Origin of the sequence: Amycolatopsis sp. FU40, from assembly GCF_021903635.1 — a bacterium.
Taxonomy (GTDB): domain Bacteria; phylum Actinomycetota; class Actinomycetes; order Mycobacteriales; family Pseudonocardiaceae; genus Amycolatopsis; species Amycolatopsis dendrobii.
Window position 1 is genome coordinate 4,530,761 of record NZ_CP091381.1, and the last position, 19,180, is coordinate 4,549,940.

The window sequence follows — 19,180 nt, forward strand, 5'->3', positions numbered from 1 at the left end:
ACCGGAACGGGTGGTTCCGCGGCTCACGGTTCGGCAGGCGGCGCCGTTCCGTGCCGTCCGGTGTGCCATCGATGCCATTCGTACGCCTGCGCGTCGGTGAGCGACGCCACCTGGTCCACCACCACCCGCAGCCGCGCCGCGTCGTCGGATGCCGCGTTCCACGCGGGCGCCAGCAGCGGGTCCAGCGCTTCGGGAGCGCGCCGGCACAGGGCCGCCACCAGCTCGGTAATCACTTCCCGCTGCCCGTCCTGCATCGCCAGCCGGCGGCGATCGCTCATCACGTACCGCAGCGCCAGCGCCTTGAGCAGCGCCACCTCCGCCCCGACCTGCTCCGGCACCGCCAGCCGCGCCGCGTACCGGGTGAGCGGGCCGTCGCCGTAGCCCGCGCGAGTGCCGGTGACCGCCGCCGAGGCGAACCGGCCGACCAGTTCGCTGGTGAGCCGCTTCAGCGCGACCTGGGCACGCAGCGAACCGTCCGGCTCCGCGCGCACCAGTTCGGCGACCACCGGCAGGTCGAGCAGTTCCTTCGCCGCACCCTCCAGAGTGGACACCGACAGCGTGGAGAAATGCCGGGCCGCGGCCTCGGCGACCGCCGCGCGTTCCTCCGGATCGGCCAGCAGCCGCAACCGGATCCGCCCGGCCAGCACCCCGTCCTCGACGTCGTGCACCGAGTACGCCACGTCGTCCGACCAGTCCATGATCTGCGCTTCCAGGCACCGGCGCAGGCCCGGCGCGCCCTCCCGGATCCAGCCGAACACGGGGGTGTCGTCCGGGTACACGCCGTATTTCGGCTCCCCGGACCGGCGCGGCCACGGATATTTCGTGGTGGCGTCGAGACACGCCCGGGTGAGGTTGAGCCCCGCGGTCGCCCCGTCCGGGCCGACCGCCTTGGGTTCCAGCCTCGTCAGGATGCGCAGCGTCTGCGCGTTGCCTTCGAAGCCGCCGCACGCCTGGGCCGCCTGGTCGAGCGCGCGTTCGCCGTTGTGGCCGAACGGCGGGTGCCCGATGTCGTGCGCCAGCCCCGCGGTGTCGACCAGGTCCGGGTCCGCGCCGAGCTCCTCGGCGATGCCTCGGCCGATCTGCGCGACCTCCAGCGAATGCGTGAGCCGGGTCCGCGGCGCGCCGCTGACCTCCGCGCCCTCGCCCGGCCCGACCACCTGCGTTTTGCCCGCCAGCCTGCGCAGCGCGGCGGAATGCAGCACCCGCGCGCGGTCGCGGGCGAACGCGCTGCGCCCGTCCGGCCGCGCACCGGCCAGCGCCGCGCCCTTGGGTTCCTCGGCCAGCACGCGGGCGCGGTCGTGCTCGCGGTAGCCGTCACTCACCCCGTCAGCTTACTGATCCGACCAAAAGCAGGCCGACCTCCGCACGGCAGGTAACCGTTGCCACGAAAGCCATTCGGCCGTGGCTGTGGTCGGATCAGTAACGATCGGCACAGTGGCGCGGGGACCGACAATTCAGCCCATCGTCGTGCCGAACAGATCGTCCGCGGGCGACTTGGTCAGCTCGTAGAACAGCAGCGCGCCGGTTTCGCGGAAGATGTAGCGGACCTGAGTCGAGCGCTCCTGCACGATCGGCCCGCTGTGCGTCGGCGCGGTCCACGCCTCCAGCCCGAGGTCCTCGGACATCGTCCGCGACCGGTAGGAATGCCACGGATCGCTCACCAGCACCACCGAACGCCACCCGCGCGCTTTCACCTGATCGGCGACCGCGCGGAGGCTGCGCAGGGTGTCGTTGCCCTCGCCGACCGGCAGCGTCGCGGCTTCCGGCACGCCGTGCTTGGCCAGCCAGCGCGCCCCCGCTGTCGCCTCGGTGTAGTTGTCGCGGGTTTTCTTGCCGCCGGCCGTGACGACGGTCTTCGCGACGCCGTCGGCGTAGAGCTGCCGCGCCTTCTCCAGCCGCGCGGTGAAGATCTCCGACGGCTTGCCGTTGTATTGAGCGGCGCCCAGCACGACGATCGCGTCGGCAGGCGTCCGGTCGTTCTCGCGCGCGACCTGCCACACGCGGAACGCGGTGCCCCCGATGACCGCGACGAGGGCCAGCACCGCACCGAAAACGATGCGGCGCACCCAGTTTCCCGCAGTAGGACCTGTCCACGCCTCCATGGCAGCCATCCTCGCAGAGCCGCTGCCGGGTGCCGGGAAGGCACCCCGATGCAGCCCACCCCAGCATGCACGGCAGCGGCGAAAGCGCTAAAGCCAGCCGCGCTCCTCCGACAATCGCACCGCCTCCGCGCGCGTGCGCGCACCCGTCTTCCCGATCGCCGACGACAGATGGTTCCGCACCGTTCCGTCGGACAGGAAAAGAGCCTTCGCGATGTCCGCGACCGTGCTGCCGTCCTTGGCCGCGCTGAGCACGTCGCATTCCCGGGCGGTCAGCGGGCTGGTTCCCGTGGCGAGCGACTCGGCGGCCAGCGCCGGATCCACCACCCTCAGTCCACTGTGGACTCGACGCACCGCCTCGACGAGCTGCTCCGGCGGCGCGTCCTTCACCACGAACCCGGCCGCGCCCGCGGCCATTGCCCTGGCCAGGTAGCCGGGGCGGCCGAAGGTCGTGCAGATGATCACCCGGCACGCCGGCAGCGCGGTTTTCAGCTCGGCCGCCGCGGTGAGCCCGTCCATGCCGGGCATCTGCACGTCGAGCAGCGCGACGTCCGGCGCCGTTTCCTTCGCCGCGGCGACCACCTCGTCGCCGGTGCCGACCTGGGCCACCACTTCGATGTCGGCCTCCAGGCCGAGCACGGTGGCCAGCGCTCCGCGCACCATCGCCTGGTCGTCGGCCAGCAGCACCCGGATCACGCCAGTCCTCCAGCGGGTTCGGCCCGCACCGCGACGGCGGATCCGTCCGGGCTCGGCTCCGGGACCTCGGCCCGGACGACCCATCCTCCCCCGGGCCGCGCCCGCGCCGACACCGTGCCTCCGATCGCGGCCAGCCGTTCGGACAAGCCACGCAACCCGTTGCCCGGCACGACCTCCCCCGTGGCGCGGCCGTTGTCCTCGACCTCCAGCCAATCCCGCCCCAGCCGCACCTTCACCTGTTTCGCGCCGGAATGCCGCAGCACGTTCGTGATCGCCTCGCGCAGCACGTAACCGAACGTGCCCTGCAACTCAGCGCGGACGTTGTCCACGGCGTGCGGCAGGTCGGCGTCGACCTCCGCCGCACGCAACGCCGCTCGCGCCCCGGCGATCTCCGCGGGCAGCGACACCTCGCGATACTCCGACACCGTCGCCCGCACGTCCGACAGCGCCGAACGGGTGAGCCCCTCGACCTCGCGGATCTCCTGCACCGCCCGGTCGACGTCGCCGGAGCTTTCCAGCACCCGCCGCGCCAATCCGGCTTTGACGGTGATCGTGGTGAGGCTGTGCCCGAGCAGATCGTGCAGATCCCGGGCGACCCGCTCGCGTTCGTTGGCGACGGCGAGCGTCCCGATCTCCTTGTTCGCCAGCTCCAGCCTGCGGATCACCCGGATCAGATTGGACATGAAGAACATCGCCGACGTGACCGAGACGACCGTGATGACGTCGCCGAACTGCTCGGGCAGCGTCCCGCGCAGGTACAAGACCAGCACCAGCAGCCCCAGCGCCGACCCGTCGAAGATCACCGCCCAGGCCGCCGGGAACAGGAAGGCCAGCGTCGCGGTGGCGTAGAGCAGGATGTACGGGCTCGCGTGGACGATCAGCGCGCACAGCAGGCCCAGCGCCAGCATGACCCCGCCGAACCAGAGCTTCACCCGCCGGGGCTTGCCGAAGACCGCCGGGAACACGACGTAGCAGAGCGAGTAGACGCCGATCAGCGCGAAGAGCAGGATCCGGAGCCACAGCGGCCCGGGGTCCTGGATCAGGCTTCGGGTCGCGGGGATCAAGTACGGCAGCAGGAAGCCCACCGCGAAAACCGGCCAGCCGACCTTGTGCGGACCGCGTCCCGGGCGCGTCGGCGGGTCGTCCCACCAGGACGCCCGGTCGTTGAGCCCGAACCGGTGCTCCGGGGACCCGCCGGTCGTCGCCTCACGGCCGAGTGGCCACACGTCGTTCTTCCCTTCCCGCCCGGTCAAACCCGGGCGCTGTCCTTACGGTATCGCCTGACCACGACAATCCCGAGCACGAGCGTCCACGCGGCCAGCACCCCGACAGCGGCCGGCAGGCTCACGAGCAGCTGGTTCGCGACGACCGGCCGGACCAGTCCGAGGACCCAGTAGGTCGGCATGATCTGCGCGACGTCGTGCATCCAGGACGGCATGCCCTCCAACGGAATCCAGAGCCCGCCCAGGAAACCGATGCCGAGGGTGACGATCATGCTGATCGGCTGCATCGACTCGGGCGTGCCGAACTGGCCCAGCAGCAGTCCGAGCAGCACCAGCGGAATCGTGCCGAGGAAAATGCCGAGGAAGATCCGCAGCCAGCCCGCCGGGTCGAGGTGCACGCCCTGGGAGAACGCGGCGACGGCCGGCACCAGGATCAGCGCGGGCAGCCCGGCGAGCATCCCGGACAGCGCTTTGCCGCCGAGGTAGCCCGCGCCGGACAGCGGGGTCAGCCGCAGCTGCCGCTGCCAGCCGCCCGCCCGTTCGATCGCGAGCCGGGCGCCGTTCGTGGTGGCCGCGGCGAAGGTGCCGAAGGTCATCATGTTGACCATGAGCACGCCCGCGACCGCGACGTGGTCCGGCGCGGACTTGTCGGTGAACACGTTGGCCTGCAACAGGAACATGACGACCGGGAAGGCCACGACGAAGATCAGGAACCGCGGCGAGCGGAACAGCCTGCGGGTTTCCACGACGAGGTAGGCGGGGTTCATCGGACTGCTTCTTCCGTTTCGTCGGAGGTCAGGGAAAGGAACGCGCCTTCGAGGCCGACCGCGCCGATCTCGATGTCGCGCACGGCCGGGACAGCGGCGAGGAGCGCGCGCAAGGTGGTGTCGGAGTCCGAACTGGACAGTGCGACGCGTTCGCCGCGCAGTTCGAAGGAGGTGACCGCGGGCAGCGTCGAAACCAGCTGGTCGCTGACCCCGGCCGGGAGCACCGCGCGGATCGTGCGGCCGCCGGCGAGGGCGCGAACCTCCGCGACGGACCCGTCGGCGACGATCTCCCCGGCCCGCATCAGCACGACCCGGTCGGCGAATTCCTCGGCCTCTTCCAGGTAATGCGTCGCGAACAGCACGGTGCGGCCGGTGTCGGTGAAGGAGTACATCGACTTCCAGAACTCGCGCCTGCTGCCGACGTCCATCGCCGCGGTCGGCTCGTCGAGCACGAGCAGATCGGGATCCGACACCAGCGCGACCGCGAACCGCACGCGTTGTTTCTGGCCGCCGGAAAGCTTGTTGGCCCGCCGGTCGGCGATGTCCTCGACCCCGGCGGCCCGCAACGCGTCCCGCACCGGCATCGGACGGCGGTGCAGTTTCGCGACCAGACCGACGGTTTCGCGCACGGTCAGGTCGTCCAGCAGCGTGCCGCCCTGCAGCATCGCGCCGATCATCCCCGCGCGCACCGCGTCGGCGGGCGCCTGGCCGAACACCGAAACGGTACCCGCGTCGGGCGTGGTGAGCCCCAGAATCATGTCGACGGTGGTCGATTTGCCCGCCCCGTTGGGCCCGAGCAGCGCCACCACTTCCCCCGGCGCGATGGTCAGGTCGACGTGGCCGACCGCGCGCACGTCGCCGTAGCGCTTCGCGATCCCGCCCAGCCGGATCGCCGCCCCCGCCGCGATTTCCTGTGTGTTGTCCATGGCTTGAAGCCTGCCGCGCGCGGGCGGCCGGTACGCAGGCCGAGCGTCACGACCCGGCCGTGACAGGTGTCAGGGGTGCCTGGGGGTGAAACGCCGGACGGCCCCTCCCCGGCTTGTGCGGGGAGGGGCCGTCCGGGACGGGTTTCGCGGCGATCAGCAGCCGATCAGCCGACCGGCCAGGTACGACTCGACCTGGTCGATCGAAATCCGCTCCTGCTTCATGCTGTCGCGCTCGCGGATGGTCACCGCGTTGTCCTCAAGCGTGTCGAAGTCGACCGTGACGCAGTACGGCGTGCCGATCTCGTCCTGGCGGCGGTAGCGGCGGCCGATCGCCTGCGCGTCGTCGAAGTCGACGTTCCAGTGCTTGCGCAGCCGCGCGGCCAGGTCGCGCGCCTTCGGCGACAGGTCGGCGTTGCGCGACAGCGGCAGCACCGCGGCCTTGAACGGCGCGAGCCGCGGGTCGAGGTGCAGCACGGTGCGCTTGTCGGTGCCGCCCTTGGCGTTCGGCACCTCTTCCTCGTCGTACGCGTCGACCAGGAACGCCATCATCGACCGGCCCACGCCCGCCGCCGGCTCGATCACGAACGGCCGGTAGCGCTGGCCCGAAGCCTGGTCGAAGAACGACAGGTCCACGCCCGAGTGGTTCGAGTGCGTGGTCAGGTCGAAGTCGGTGCGGTTGGCGATGCCTTCCAGCTCGCCCCACTCCTGGCCGGCGTTGAACGCGAACCGGTACTCGATGTCGACGGTGCGCTTCGCGTAGTGCGAGAGCTTTTCCTTCGGGTGCTCGAAGTGGCGCAGGTTCTCGGGCTTGATGCCGAGGTCCTTGTACCAGTCAGTGCGCGCGTCGATCCAGTACTGGTGCCACTGCTCGTCGTCGCCCGGCTCGACGAAGAACTCCATCTCCATCTGCTCGAACTCGCGCGTGCGGAAGATGAAGTTGCCCGGCGTGATCTCGTTGCGGAAGGACTTGCCGATCTGGCCGATGCCGAACGGCGGCTTCTTGCGCGAGGCCTTCTGCACGTTGAGGAAGTTCACGAAGATGCCCTGCGCGGTCTCCGGGCGGAGGTAGGCGAGGCCTTCCTCGGTCTCGACCGGGCCGAGGTGCGTCTTCAGCATCATGTTGAAGTCGCGCGGCTCGGTGTACTTGCCCCGGGTGCCGCAGTTCGGGCACGGCACCTCGGACAGGTCGTCCTCGGTGGTCGCCTTGCCGGTGCGCGCCTCGAAGTCCTCGGCGAGCTGGTCGGCGCGGAACCGCTTGTGGCACGAAAGGCACTCGATCAGCGGGTCGGTGAACACGTTCACGTGGCCCGAGGCGACCCAGACCTGGCGCGGCAGGATCACCGACGAGTCGATGCCGACCACGTCCTCGCGGCTCTGCACGACGGTCTTCCACCACTGGCGCTTGATGTTGTCCTTCAGCTCAACGCCGAGCGGCCCGTAGTCCCACGCCGACCTGGTGCCGCCGTAGATGTCTCCCGACGGGAAGACGAAGCCACGGTGCTTGCACAGACTGACGACGGTTTCGATTTTGTTGGCGGGCACTCCACGCTCCGGACGCATGCGGGGTCAGTTATCGGAAGGTCCAGCGTATCCGGCCGGTCCCCGGGGCCTCCGCGCAGGTCGGAGGTCACGAACGGGTGACCGGAGAGGCCGTCACGACGCGGTTGTCGTCGTAGCCCTCCTGGCCGCCCACGTAGTCGCCGCCGCACGTCACGAGCACGAGCCGGTGCGGGCCCTCGGGGTCGAAGAGCTTCGCGGATTCGGCGGCCAGGTCCGACTTGTGGATCGTGCGCACCTCGTCGATCTTGTACTCCCACTGCTTGCCCGCGGTGTCGGCGACGGTGACGACCTGCCCTGCCCTCATCTTCCAGAGCTCCTGGAACGGCCCGGACTTGCCCGCCCAGTTGACGTGCCCGGACAGCAGCGTGACGCCTTGCGCGGCCCCGAGGCCGGATCCCCACCAGGCCGCTTCGGCGAGGCTCTTCGGGATCGGCAGCGCGCCGTCCGCGCCGACCTCCTCGGCGATCAGCTTCGCCTGCCCGCCGCCGGGCAGCTTGACGGTGCCGGGGGTCTGTCCGGGGTCCGGCTGGGTGTTGCCGGCCTGGCTGCTTCCGGCTTGGCCGGCGCCGACCTGCGCGGTGCCGGTCTGCTGCTGCGGTTGCGCCGAATTGTCGTTGCCGGTGAAGAAGATCAGCACGGCGGCGACGACCGCTGCCACTGCGACGACGGCAGCTACGACGATCGCCGCGCCGCGTTTGCGTGCTGGTTGTGCCTGTGTCCCCTGCATCGTGCTCCCCTGCTCTGGATGTTCTCTGGGGAGACATGCGCTGGGACGTCGAAGGGGTTGCACGGACTTTCGCCGTGCTTTCGCGATCTCGGGATTCGCGGGGGTTTCGGACGAAGGGGACCCGTCGCGCGGCGCGCTTCGCGGGCTCGGCCAGCCGGTCCCGTGCCCGGCTCAGTCCGGCCGGGAGACCAGGTCCGCCGTGACGATCCGGTTCTCGTCGTAGCCCTCGGTGCCGCCGACGTAGTCGCCGCCGCAGGTGACCAGCACCAGGCGGTGCGGGCCGGTCTGGGCGAACCAGCCGGGGGCCTGCGCGGGCAGCTGTTCCTTCGGGATCGTGGTCGCGCCGGTGACGCGGTAAAGCCAGCGGCCGCCGGCCGCGTCGACGATGCTGACGTTGTCGCCGGTGCGGACGCGCCACAGGTCGTCGAAGGGACCCTTCGTGCCGGCCCAGTTGACGTGCCCGGACAGCACCGCCGCGCCCTGTTGCGCGCCGAGGCGGGCGCCCCACCACGCGGCGTCGCTGAGGCCGCGCGGGATCGGCAGGATGCCTTTCTGGGTGATCTCGGTGCGCTTCAGCCGGGCCTCGGAACCGTCGGGCAGGCGGATGCTTCCGGGGCGTTGCAGGCCGATCGCCTGGCCGTCCGAGGGCAGTTCGGCGGGCGCGCCGTCCTCGCCCGGCAGCGAACCGGGCGGCGGGTCGGCGACGGAGACCGGAGCCGGGGCGGGCACCCAGGTCAAGACGATCACGCCGGCCGCGATCGCCAGAACGGCGATCACCGCCGACGCGACCGTCAGCACGGTGCGCGGCACGGCCTATTCGCCGCGGGAACGGACGACCCGCGCCGCGCGGCGCCGGCCGAGCACGATCGCGGCGGCCCCGAAGAGGAGACCGCCGCCGAGGAGGCCGAAGCCGAGCGGCAGGCGCAGGTCGTCGGACGGCGCCGCGGCCTGGGGGCCGAGGTAGCCCGCCGGGACCTCGGTGGGCACCGACGGCTGCTGCACGGTGCCCCCGCTGCCCGAGCCGTTGCCCGCCGCGGCGACGAAGTTCTTCGGGATCGAGCAGCTGACGCCGCCGAGCACCATGGTGGTCTGCACGTCGCTCAGCTTGGTGTCCTTGGCGTCGCGCGCGTGCGTGGTGATCTCGACGCGCCAGCCCGCCTGCGCGGTGACGTCGCCGGAGCGCCAGCCGTCCTGCTTGATCAGCTGGTCGAACGCGGAAACGCGGGACACGACGAGGTCCGAGGTGGTCTTGCCGGGGTCGCTCTGCGGCACGTTCGTGGGCGAGCCCATCTTGAGGCCGGTGACGCTGAGCGTCCCGGTGGCGGGCATCGCGACCTGCTTCAGCACGTCGTCCTCGCCCCGCACCCAGACGCGGGCGGTGGTGGTGGCGCCGGTGGCTTTGCCGGGCCCGGAGCAGTCGACCGAGCTGCGCGCGCCTTCGAGGACCAGCATCGTGTTGCCGACCGCCTTGAGCTGCTTGCGGCCGTTGTCGCGCAGCGCGTAGTTGGTCTCCGCGACGGCGGTGGGCACGTGCGTGGTCTGCAGCGCGGCGACGACCTGGTGGTCGCGGCTCGCGATGCCGGCCGGGTACGGGCTGACCGAGCTGTCGGCGTACTTGCCGAGGTCGATCTCGTAGTTCGGGCCGAAGGTGTTGCGCTCGCCGTCGTTCTTCGGCACCGCCACGCGGTCCGTGCCGAGCTGCGACTGGCCGGGGGTGAGCGGGGACCGCTGGGTTTCGGTGATGAGCGCGCCGCCGTGCTGCGGGTCGCCGCCGAGCCGCACGGACGCCACGTTGGCGAAAGAGACCGGACCGGTCTTCTCGTCGACGGCCTGCCCGGCCTGGGTCTGCGCCGCGGCGGCCGGGGCCAGCGCCGGCAGTGCCACCAGGGCCGCCACCGCGGCCTTCGTCACGAAACGAGTCATGTCTCCCCACTGCCCTCCGGCAACCCCGAGCGATGCGCCACTGTACGAGACGCGACGAATCGCCCCCGCGACAACCTTGCACCGTCCGCCACGACTTGCGAAGCGGACAAGCCAAATCTTCACGAACTCACCCGATCGGGTCAATCCGGAACGCCGGTCCCCCGGCCCCCGGCGATCACCGCGCCCGGGGAAGGGAACACTACGATGGCGGCGAAGGTTATCGGCAATGACATCCGGCTTCGGAAACGCCGTCCCCCTGGTCGTGCTGGCCGAGGGCGCGGCGGGACGGAGCGGACGGCGGGACGCGAGTGGAGGCAGCGATGACGTCGGCACCTTCGAGCGCCCTGTCCGACGGTGCGGGGGCCGGGTCTCCGGGTTCGGCTGCCGCGGGTACGGCAGGTCCGGCTGCCGCGGGTCCCGCTGCTGCGGATACGGCAGGTCCGGCTGCGGCACGTCCGGCTGCCGCGGGTCCGACGACTCCGGCATCGGCGGGTTCGGCTGCGGCGACCTCGGGCGTGAACCACTCCGGCCCGGCGGAAGCGACTGCCGCAGACTCAACCTCCCCAGCCTCGACGGCAACCGGAAGCGGTGAGGCGCCCGCGGCCCATGCAGCCGCGCACGAGACGACCGCCGCGGGTCCGGCCGCTCCGCACTCCGACGCGATCGCAGAACCCACCGGCCCGGCTGCCGCGGACTCGCGCACCCCGGGACCGGCAACGACCAGGAACACCGAGGCCCCCGTGAAGAACGCCGCCGCGGACCACACCGGGGCAGCCAGTCCTGCCGCTCCGGCCCCGACCGCGACCGAGAACGCCGAGTCTTCCGCCGAACGCGCTTCCGCCTCTGCCGAGGCCGCCGCCGGCGAGCAGGCAGATCTGCCCGCGGACCCGCCGCATCCCGTCGACGCGAGCGGCACGGCCGGCCCGGCTGGGCGGTCCGCCGGTTCCGGACCTGCGGTCATGCCTCCCGGCGTGCTCGCCGACGCCGGCGAACTGCTCCGGGCGCTCGCCGCTCCGGTGCGGATCGCTATCGTGCTGCAGTTGCGGGAGGCGGACCGGTGCGTGCACGAGCTCGTGGACGAACTCGACGTCGCCCAGCCGTTGATCAGCCAGCACCTCCGCGTTCTCAAGACCGCGGGCGTGGTCCAGGGCGAGCGGCGCGGCCGCGAGGTCGTCTACCGGCTGGTGGACGACCATTTGGCGCACATCGTCGTCGACGCGGTCGCCCACGTGCAGGAAGGGAAGTGACGATGTCCTCGGCCCCCAAACCGGTCCCGGTCCCCGGCCGGCGCTCCACGAAGCAGCGTGCGGCGGTGGTCGACCTGCTCAGCACCGTCGACGACTTCCGCTCGGCCCAGGAACTCCACGACGAACTCCGCAAACGCGGCGACGGCATCGGCCTGACCACCGTCTACCGGACGCTGCAGTCGCTCTCCGAGGCGGGCGAGATCGACGTGCTGCGCACCGACTCCGGCGAGGCGATCTACCGCCGGTGCTCGTCGCACCACCACCATCACCTCGTGTGCCGCGTGTGCGGGCGCACAGTGGAGGTCGAGGGTCCCGCGGTGGAACGCTGGGCGGAGAAAATCGCGGCGGACCACGGGTTCACCGACATCAGCCACACCGTGGAGATCACCGGCACCTGCGCCGAGCACGCCAGCTGACGCTCGTCCGCGGAGCTGACCGAACTCGCGCTCAAGCGGGCGCTCGCCGGCCAGCCCGTGCTCAACGCGTTCGCGTGCTGCGCGACGAAGCCCCGGCTCGCCAAGGCCGCTGACGCTGATCAGCGCCGCGCCGACGGTGATCGCGCGCCATTGCTCGGGTGCCGGTCGCGATCAAGGACGACATGGACCTCACCGGCCTGCCCACCGCGTTCGGCTGCCCCGGCGAGTTCCCGGCGGCGGGCTCGTGAGCGGGTTTCGGAACAGGCGTCTGGCAAGCGGAGCCGCTGCGAGAGCGTCGGGCCGCAGGGTTTCGCAACTCTGAGCGGTTCGAACCGATCGCGGCGAGGATCCGTTTCGGAGCCGTTTCAAGCGCGGCGGGCCTGAAAGAGCGCACGAAGCAGGACACTCCGGGATCCGTCGAAGAAACTCAGGTGCACCGGGCGGGCCGAGGCGGCGGGCCGCGTTCCGTGGCGGTCGCGGCGGACATGTCGGCGGCGTCGCTCCTTTCAGTATTCATACGGATCCTTCGGCGGCGTGATCCGTTCGACTGTCACCGGGACCAGATCCGGCGTGTAGCTGTTGGCCTCGGTCGCGGTGCCCGGGACGACCTGGCCCGCGACGCGCAGCCAGGTGTCGCTCGGGAAGCGGTCGGCGCCGCCGCCTTTGAGGTGCACGGTGACGGGGGCGGCGTCGGCGGCGCAGCAGCTGATTACCAAGCGGGCCAACAGGGTTTGGCCTCCGGTGTGCACGACGAAGCCGGAGATCTCGACAGTGCGTCCGTTCATGGTTCCGTTGGCGTCCCAGCCCGCGCGCGTGACGACCTCGTTCATCGCCATCGGCACCACTGCTCCGGCGGGGAGCGGCGGGAACGCGGCTGCCGAGGTGGTCGCGGCGCTGGCGGGCAGGCGCGCCTCGGTGCGGGTGACCGAATCCGCGCCGAGTGCGGGCGGGGCGACCAGGAACACCGCAAGTACCGGGACGACGAGGAGCCAGGCTGAGCGCGCGGGGTGATGGTGGTGGCCGTGCGCGTCTGGATGTTCGGCGCCTGCTCCGGATTCGTGCGCTGCTTTCGCCGCGGCGCGCGCGGATGCGATGTCGCGGATGATGGCTGTGGCGCCGAGGAGCAGCATCACCGCGCCGCCGGCGATGATCCATGGTTGCTGGGCTGGTTTCACGTAGCGCAGGTAGTCGCCGTTGAGCGCGATTTTCACCAGGGCGCCGCCCAGGAGGATCAGCAGTACGTTCTGGGTTTCGCGCCTCATTGGACGCCTCCGAGGAAGATCACGCCCGCGACGGTGCCGCAGGCGATCGCCACCACGAAGGTGACCGGTGCGAACCGCGCGGCGAAGGAACGGCCGAAAGTGCCTGTCTGCAAAGCGAAAAGCTTCACGTCGACGGCCGGGCCGACCACCAGGAACACCAGCTTCGGCAGCAAGGGCACCGCGGTGAGCGAAGCCGCGACGAACGCGTCGGCCTCGCTGCACAACGCGAGGACTACGGCGAGGACTGCCATCACCACAACGCCGACGATGATCTGCCCGGACAGCACTTCGAACCACTGCGCGGGCACGAGAACGTTGAGCGAGGCGGAAATCAGCGCGCCGAGAACGAGGAATCCGCCGGCTTCCACAAGATCGGTGCGAGCGGTTTCGGCGAATACGCGCCATCGTTGTCCGGGTTGGACATCGGGCAAGCGGCGCAGCGCCCGCTCGGTGATCCAGGAGAGTTTGCCCCAGCGGGCCCAGATCCAGCCCATCGCCATCGCGGTGGCGAGCGAACCGGCGAACCGCGCGAACACCATTTCCGGACGGCCGGGGAACGCGACCGCGGTGGCCACCAGCACGACAGGGTTCACCGCGGGCGCAGCAAGCAGGAAGGTGAGCGCGGCGGCGGGTGCGACGCCTTGGCCGATCAACCGCCGCGCGACGGGAACGGACGCGCATTCGCAGCCGGGCAAGGCGACTCCGGCCAGCCCCGCGACGCCGACCGCGGCCGACGCTTTCTTCGGCAGCACCCGTTCCAGCGCGCGGGCGGGCACGAAGGCGGCGATGGCGCCGCTGATCAGCACGCCGAGCACGAGGAACGGCAGCGCCTGCACGCACACCGCGACGAACACCGTGGATCCGGTGCGCAGCGCGGGCACGTCGAAGAGGTCCTGGAGCTTGCTTTGCGCGAGGACCGCGACCAGCAGGACGGCACACAGGATCTCGATGGAGCTGATCCGGAACCGCCGCGTGCGGGGGCGTTCCTCAGCGGCGTTGTTGGAAAGGGTTTCCACGAAGGCGATGATGCCAGCCGGGTCCGACAGAACCCCAGCCGCAGGTGGTGCGAGGGGACCCCTCACGCCGGTTTTGCGTGAATGTCACCCGATTGAGAGGGAGGAAGGGGCGGAAACGGGCGGTCAAAGCGGGGTGGTGGAGCGGCTTGGGCGGAAGGGCTCGGCGGCGAAGCGGCGCATCGAACAGATGGCAGGGCTCCACACGCAGCGCGCAACACAACCGAGGCAAGCGGCGGAGAGTCAAGAGGCAACGAAGCAGCACACCGCGCGAGGGGCAGGGCTCCGCACGCAGCCCGCGAACCAAGCCAAGCGCGGCCGCGCACGCGGAGGCCAGCGGAGGAAGCCAAGCAGGCAACTGCCAGCGGCGGCACAGACAAGGCGCGAAGTTCGGCCCGGCTGGGGAGATCCGCTGCGCAGGAGCAGCACCTGCGAGTGAGGGGTCAGCGAATTCCGTCCAGACGAGGCGGGACAGCGTCCAAAACGCAGCCTAGCCAAGAAGATCTCGCCAAGGACCGAGGCATCAGAGACACTCCCTGCGCCGCGCAGGCCAATCAGACAGGCGAACCCGCCGCCAGCCCGCGCAAACCGAGGCTCAAGACAGCAGCGAACCCGAACCCGCCGCCGGACCGGAAACCCAGAACCGCGAAACCCGGCTCAGGCCTCCACCCCAGGCAACTCGGTCCGCAGCTGCGAAGCAGTGGAGACCACCAGCATCAGCAACGTCCCCAACGGCGACGGATCCATCCCCTCCGCCGGGAACGCGTACCGCAGGGTCACGTCCACCCCGCGCTCCGTGTGGCCCACGCCCAGCGTCCCGAACAAACCCTGCCCGGCCCGTTCGGCGACCGCGACAGCGAGGGCCGGGTCGTCGGGCAGGTCCCAGGCCACCACGCAGGTCAGGCTGAGCACCGTGAGGCCGTCGGCGAGGCGGGTCGCCTGGATGACGCACGGGACGTCGGCGTGGGAGAACGTGATCGCGCCGTCGTCGTCGACGTGGACTTCCAGGTAGCGTTCCAGTGCTTCGCGCGCCCGGGTGAGCAGTGCGCCGGTCTCGGCGGCTTCCGCGGTGCTCATTTCGTGCTCCCTGCCTGGTCCACCGCGCCGCCGAACCGGCGGTCGCGTTTCGCGAAGTCGAGGCACGCCTGCCACAGGTGGGTCCGGTCGAAGTCCGGGAACAGCGTGTCCTGGTAGACCATCTCCGCGTACGCCGACTGCCACAGCAGGAAGTTCGACGTCCGCTGCTCGCCGGACGGCCGGAGGAACAGGTCCACGTCAGGCATGTCCGGCTGGTAGAGGTACTTCGCGACGGTGCGCTCGTCGATCTTGTCCGGGTTGATCTTCCCCGCCGCGACGTCCTGGCCGATCCGGCGCATCGCGTCGCCCAGTTCGGCGCGGCCGCCGTAGTTGACGCACATGGTCATGTTGAGCTTGGTGTTGTTCCTGGTCTTCTCTTCGGCGATCTGCAGTTCCTTGATCACGCTGGCCCACAGCTTCGGCCGCCGCCCCGCCCAGCGGATGCGCACGCCGATCGAGCCGAGGTAGTCGACCTGGCGGCGGATGGTGTCGCGGTTGAAGCCCATGAGGAACCGGACTTCCTCGGGGCTGCGCTTCCAGTTCTCCGTCGAGAAGGCGTACACCGAAAGCCACTTCACGCCGAGTTCGACCGCGCCGCTCGCGACGTCGATCATCACGGCCTCGCCGCGTTTGTGGCCCTCGATCCGCGGCAGGCCGCGCTGGTTGGCCCAGCGGCCGTTGCCGTCCATGACGAGCGCGACGTGCTTGGGCACCAGGTCCGCGGGGATCTCCGGCGGTTTCGCGCCCGAGGGATGCGGGTCCGGAGCCCGCAGCTCGTACCCCGCCGAGCGGGTCTCCCGTCCCCTGCGCAGCACTCGCGGCCTCCTGAAGAATGGACTTCCTACCCGGCCGACCCTACTGGGCCCGGCCCGGCGGCCTCCCGGGCACGCCGCTCCACGAGCGGGAGCGACCGCAGCTGCCGTTCCAGATGCCATTGCAGATGCGCCGCGACCAGGCCGGACGCGTCCCGGCGGGTGATCCCCGGCGACGATTCCGCGACCGCCCACTCCCCCTGCAGCAGCGCGTCCAGCAGGGTCAGCACCTCGGGCGCGGGATGCACCGAACCGGCGATGCGGCAGTCCGGGCACATCGAGCCGCCCGCGGCGACGTTGAACGCTGCGTGCGGGCCGGGAAGTCCGCAGCGGGCGCATTCGGTGATCGCCGGGGCCCAGCCCGCGTAGGCCATGGCCCGGAGGAAGAACGCGTCGAGCACCAGCGACGCGTCCCGCTGCCCGCCAGCCAGCGCCCGCAACGCGCCCACGACCAGCAGGTACAGCTTCAGGACCGGTTCGCCCTCCTCGGCCGAGAGCCGATCCGCGGTTTCCGCGATCGCCGACGCCGCGGTGTAGCGCTGGTAGTCGGCCACCAGCGGCAGCGCGAACGCGTCGACCGTCTCGACCTGGGTGATGACGTCGAGCGACCGGCCGGGATAGAACTGCACGTCCACGTGCCCGAACGGCTCCAGCCGCGCCCCGAACCGCGACGACGTGCGCCGCACGCCCTTCGCGACGGCCCGGACCTTGCCGTGCCGCCTCGTGAGCAGGGTGACGATCCGGTCGGCCTCGCCCAGCTTGTGCGTGCGCAGCACCACCCCGGTGTCGCGGTAGAGGTTCACCACCCCGACATCGTCGCACTTCGCCGTCGATGCCGGGGCGGGACACCCTGGTTCAGCAGTAGCTGCCGGTGCAGTAGTAGCTGTGCACCTCGGACGCGGCCACGAGGCTGATGATGATCAGGATGATCGCGACGACCCAGCCGAGCGCCCCGAGGATGGTGGCGATGAGGCACAGCGTCTTCGTCGTCTGCGACGCCTGCTGGGCCATCGCGTAGTTGCCCTGCATCTTGTACGTCTGGACTTCGTTCGACTTCATGATCGCGAAGATCGCGAGGATCCACATCAGGAAGATGCAGCCGATCGCCCAGCCCTTGTAGTCCTTGATGGCGCTCATGTCGCCGCCGGGCGCGCCGCCGAAGCCGGGCTGGCCGTACGGCGCGGGCTGGCCGTAAGGCTGCTGCGGGTACGGCTGCGCCGGCGTCGCACCGGACTGCGGGTACGGCTGCTGCTGGCCGTAGGGCTGCTGCGGCTGGCCGCCGTAGGGCTGCTGGGGCTGGCCGTAGGGATTGGTCATCTGGGGTTCCCCCGAGTTCCTCGTACTTACCGTGATCCGGTGCGGATCAGGACTGGGCCGGACCGGGCTTCGGCGATTCCGGCTTGATCATCTGCGTCGCTTCCGGCTCGCCTGCCGGGTGCACGACCTGGGTGCGCTCAGCGGCGCCGAACGCTTCGGACGGTGGTTGCCGGGACGCGGGCGGGCGCACGACCTGGGTCGGCTCGGGCTGGTCGAACGGCGTGGGGCCCGGCGCGGGCGGCTGCCCGGGGCCCGGCTGGTTCGGCTGGCCGAACGCGGGCTGCGGCTGGCCGAATCCTTGCTGCGGCGGGGTTCCCGGGGCCGGCGGCTGGCCGAATCCCGGCTGCGGGAATCCGGATCCGGGCGGTGCGGCGGGAAATCCGCCGTACGGCGAGGGTTGCGCGGCGAACCCGCCCGAGGCGGGCTGCCCGAATCCCGGCTGCGGCGCGGCTCCCGGCTGTCCCGGGAAACCGCCGGGCTGTCCGGGAAATCCGCCGGGCTGCCCGAAACCGCCGGGCTGACCTGGCTGGCCGAACCCGCCTTGCCCCAAGCCCGGAGCGCCCGAAGGCCCGGCGTCGGCGGGCACCACGACCGTGCTGAGGATCTTGTCCGAGAACGTCTGCGCCTTGTCGTCCCACAGCGGCCACAGGTAGCCGAGCCCGAAGGCCATGCCGTCCAGCGCGTGCGCGACGTCGCGGACGAACGCCGTCCCGGCCCCGATCGGTTCGCCGGTGGCCTCGCTGACGAGTTTGATGCCGACGATCCGCTTGCCCAGCGACTGGCCGGTGCCGCCGCCGTTGATCCAGCGGTTGAAGACCGTCCAGGCGAGCGTGCCGAGGATCGCGAGCAGGTAGACGATCGTTCCGCCGACGCCGGAGAACAGCGACACGAGCACGGCGATCAGCATCCCGGCGAGCAGCGGGGCGAAGTCGATGAGGTAGGCGCCGGCGCGCTGGCCCCAGTCCGCGTGGACCGGGCCCGGACGGTACGGCTGGCCGAAGCCCGCGGGCGGAGGGTAGCCCGGCGCCTGCTGTCCCGGCGGCGCGCCGAACGACGGTCCGCCTTGAGGCGGGCCGCCGGGCTGGCCGTAGGGATAGGTCATCGAGTGTCCCCCTCGTTGCTGCAAGCTGGGCCTGGCCGTGTCCGCTGTGGACACGTCAGTGCGCGGGAGCGTACCTCGTCCGGCGGGGCGGGGCCGAGCAGGTGTCCGCATCGGGTGACGCGTTCGACGGCACCGCCGCCGAACCGGTTCCGGGGACAGCGAAAACGGGGCTAACTCAGACGGACAGTCCGGTGAACGGCGCGAACGGAAGGTTGCGCACCACGAACCACACGACGAACACGACCGCTGCAACGTGCGGCGTCCAGCGCCAATGCAGCCAGGACCGCATCGTCCGGCCGCGCAGGCGTCCCATCGTCCAGGCGAGACCGCTCCACGCGAAGAGCGCGGCGAACGCCAAGGCCACCGCGTTGTAGTGGAGCGCCGCGGAAAAATCGCCGTGCAGCACGCTGTATGCCATGCGAAGCCCGCCGCAGCCGGGGCAGTCGATCCCGAAAAGCAGCTTGGTCGGGCACACCGGGAGCGGGCCGCCGGGGGTGGTCGGATCGCCGAACCACACCGCGACGCACGCGAGGCCGATCCCGCCCGCCGCGGCCGCCGGGCCCGCGAGAGCCCTTGCCACCGCACGGGTCCCGCGCGCCGGCTGTCCGGTGTAGACGGTGCTCAATGCCACCAGAGCACGTTTCCGGCGACCAGCAGCACGACTATCGCGACGAGCACGTACAGCCCGATCAGGATGGCGATGCTGAGCGCCGACCACATCGCCCACTTGCGCGCCTCGTCCGCCGCGCGGTGCGCTTCGGCCGCGTATCCCTGGTACCACAAGGTGTTCACCTGGCTGGCCTTGACGATCGCGACGATCCCCAGCGGAAGGCAGCAGAACACCGTCGCCAGGATCGCCCACACCAGGTTGCTGTCCGGCGGCGGCGGATACTGCGGCGGGTAGCCGTACGACGGAGGGTACGGGCCCTGCGGCGGATACGGGCCGGTCATGCGGTCCCCCTGGACAAATCGGATACGGTTCGGGTCGACGCTACCCGGCCGCGCCGCCGGGC

General features: G+C 71.0%; 21 protein-coding genes. 2 read left to right on the forward strand and 19 right to left on the reverse strand.

The window, feature by feature from the left end; genetic code table 11:
* Window positions 1-23 precede the first annotated feature (23 nt).
* The 10 genes from L3Q65_RS21625 to L3Q65_RS21670 all read right to left on the reverse strand — a co-directional run bounded on the left by L3Q65_RS21625 (window position 24) and on the right by L3Q65_RS21670 (window position 9,921).
* Complete coding sequence (locus L3Q65_RS21625) at window positions 24-1,322, reverse strand: deoxyguanosinetriphosphate triphosphohydrolase (RefSeq protein ID WP_182894243.1); 1,299 nt, start codon at window positions 1,320-1,322, stop codon at window positions 24-26.
* 132 nt (window positions 1,323-1,454) lie between these two features.
* Window positions 1,455-2,102: a YdcF family protein gene (locus tag L3Q65_RS21630; protein WP_370648200.1), complete on the reverse strand. Its 648-nt coding sequence runs from the start codon at window positions 2,100-2,102 to the stop codon at window positions 1,455-1,457.
* 87 nt (window positions 2,103-2,189) lie between these two features.
* Window positions 2,190-2,795 carry a response regulator transcription factor gene (locus L3Q65_RS21635; protein ID WP_182894241.1) on the reverse strand — a complete coding sequence of 202 codons (606 nt, stop codon included), beginning with the start codon at window positions 2,793-2,795 and terminating at the stop codon, window positions 2,190-2,192.
* Window positions 2,792-4,021 carry a sensor histidine kinase gene (locus tag L3Q65_RS21640; RefSeq protein ID WP_237600928.1) on the reverse strand — a complete coding sequence of 410 codons (1,230 nt, stop codon included), beginning with the start codon at window positions 4,019-4,021 and terminating at the stop codon, window positions 2,792-2,794. Before L3Q65_RS21640 ends, L3Q65_RS21635 begins: the two co-directional genes overlap by 4 nt.
* Before the next feature lie 23 nt (window positions 4,022-4,044).
* Window positions 4,045-4,785: an ABC transporter permease gene (locus L3Q65_RS21645; RefSeq protein ID WP_182894239.1), complete on the reverse strand. Its 741-nt coding sequence runs from the start codon at window positions 4,783-4,785 to the stop codon at window positions 4,045-4,047.
* Window positions 4,782-5,711, reverse strand: a complete 930-nt coding sequence (locus tag L3Q65_RS21650; protein ID WP_182894238.1) for an ABC transporter ATP-binding protein — start codon at window positions 5,709-5,711, stop codon at window positions 4,782-4,784. The genes L3Q65_RS21645 and L3Q65_RS21650 overlap by 4 nt, the downstream gene beginning before the upstream one ends.
* A 153-nt stretch (window positions 5,712-5,864) precedes the next feature.
* Entirely contained in the window at window positions 5,865-7,253 is a 1,389-nt protein-coding gene (locus L3Q65_RS21655) for a glycine--tRNA ligase (protein WP_182894237.1), read from the reverse strand.
* 85 nt (window positions 7,254-7,338) lie between these two features.
* Window positions 7,339-7,998, reverse strand: coding sequence for a class F sortase (locus L3Q65_RS21660; RefSeq protein WP_182894236.1), 660 nt, complete (start codon window positions 7,996-7,998; stop codon window positions 7,339-7,341).
* Window positions 7,999-8,169: 171 nt separating this feature from the next.
* Window positions 8,170-8,808 carry a class F sortase gene (locus L3Q65_RS21665; RefSeq protein ID WP_182894235.1) on the reverse strand — a complete coding sequence of 213 codons (639 nt, stop codon included), beginning with the start codon at window positions 8,806-8,808 and terminating at the stop codon, window positions 8,170-8,172.
* A 3-nt stretch (window positions 8,809-8,811) separates the two neighbouring features.
* Window positions 8,812-9,921, reverse strand: a complete 1,110-nt coding sequence (locus L3Q65_RS21670) for a hypothetical protein (RefSeq protein ID WP_237600666.1) — start codon at window positions 9,919-9,921, stop codon at window positions 8,812-8,814.
* Window positions 9,922-10,796: 875 nt separating this feature from the next.
* Here L3Q65_RS21670 and L3Q65_RS21675 point away from each other — a divergent pair.
* The gene (locus L3Q65_RS21675) at window positions 10,797-11,168 is read left to right on the forward strand and encodes a helix-turn-helix transcriptional regulator (RefSeq protein ID WP_182894343.1); all 372 of its coding nucleotides are present in this window, start codon (window positions 10,797-10,799) and stop codon (window positions 11,166-11,168) included.
* Window positions 11,169-11,170: 2 nt separating this feature from the next.
* Window positions 11,171-11,584, forward strand: a complete 414-nt coding sequence (locus tag L3Q65_RS21680; protein ID WP_162473063.1) for a Fur family transcriptional regulator — start codon at window positions 11,171-11,173, stop codon at window positions 11,582-11,584.
* A 506-nt stretch (window positions 11,585-12,090) separates the two neighbouring features.
* On the opposite strand, the gene L3Q65_RS21685 is transcribed toward L3Q65_RS21680, so the two are convergent.
* From L3Q65_RS21685 to L3Q65_RS21725, 9 genes are all read right to left on the reverse strand, one after another.
* Entirely contained in the window at window positions 12,091-12,846 is a 756-nt protein-coding gene (locus L3Q65_RS21685) for a TIGR03943 family protein (RefSeq protein ID WP_182894233.1), read from the reverse strand.
* Window positions 12,843-13,862, reverse strand: a complete 1,020-nt coding sequence (locus L3Q65_RS21690; protein WP_182894232.1) for a permease — start codon at window positions 13,860-13,862, stop codon at window positions 12,843-12,845. Before L3Q65_RS21690 ends, L3Q65_RS21685 begins: the two co-directional genes overlap by 4 nt.
* 654 nt (window positions 13,863-14,516) lie before the next feature.
* Window positions 14,517-14,936, reverse strand: a complete 420-nt coding sequence (locus L3Q65_RS21695; RefSeq protein ID WP_037813576.1) for a YbjN domain-containing protein — start codon at window positions 14,934-14,936, stop codon at window positions 14,517-14,519.
* The gene (locus L3Q65_RS21700) at window positions 14,933-15,751 is read right to left on the reverse strand and encodes an isoprenyl transferase (protein WP_182894231.1); all 819 of its coding nucleotides are present in this window, start codon (window positions 15,749-15,751) and stop codon (window positions 14,933-14,935) included. The genes L3Q65_RS21695 and L3Q65_RS21700 overlap by 4 nt, the downstream gene beginning before the upstream one ends.
* A gap of 26 nt (window positions 15,752-15,777) precedes the next feature.
* Window positions 15,778-16,554, reverse strand: a complete 777-nt coding sequence (recO, locus tag L3Q65_RS21705; RefSeq protein ID WP_043837421.1) for a DNA repair protein RecO — start codon at window positions 16,552-16,554, stop codon at window positions 15,778-15,780.
* A gap of 49 nt (window positions 16,555-16,603) precedes the next feature.
* On the reverse strand, window positions 16,604-17,065 hold the full coding sequence (locus L3Q65_RS21710) for a CD225/dispanin family protein (protein WP_182894230.1): 462 nt from the start codon (window positions 17,063-17,065) through the stop codon (window positions 16,604-16,606).
* A gap of 46 nt (window positions 17,066-17,111) precedes the next feature.
* Window positions 17,112-18,167: an RDD family protein gene (locus tag L3Q65_RS21715; protein WP_237600667.1), complete on the reverse strand. Its 1,056-nt coding sequence runs from the start codon at window positions 18,165-18,167 to the stop codon at window positions 17,112-17,114.
* Between the two features lie 175 nt (window positions 18,168-18,342).
* Window positions 18,343-18,798 carry a DUF2752 domain-containing protein gene (locus L3Q65_RS21720; protein WP_182894228.1) on the reverse strand — a complete coding sequence of 152 codons (456 nt, stop codon included), beginning with the start codon at window positions 18,796-18,798 and terminating at the stop codon, window positions 18,343-18,345.
* Window positions 18,789-19,118 (reverse strand): CD225/dispanin family protein, encoded by a 330-nt coding sequence (locus L3Q65_RS21725; RefSeq protein ID WP_182894227.1) that lies wholly within the window; start codon window positions 19,116-19,118, stop codon window positions 18,789-18,791. The genes L3Q65_RS21720 and L3Q65_RS21725 overlap by 10 nt, the downstream gene beginning before the upstream one ends.
* Between the last annotated feature and the right edge of the window lie 62 nt (window positions 19,119-19,180).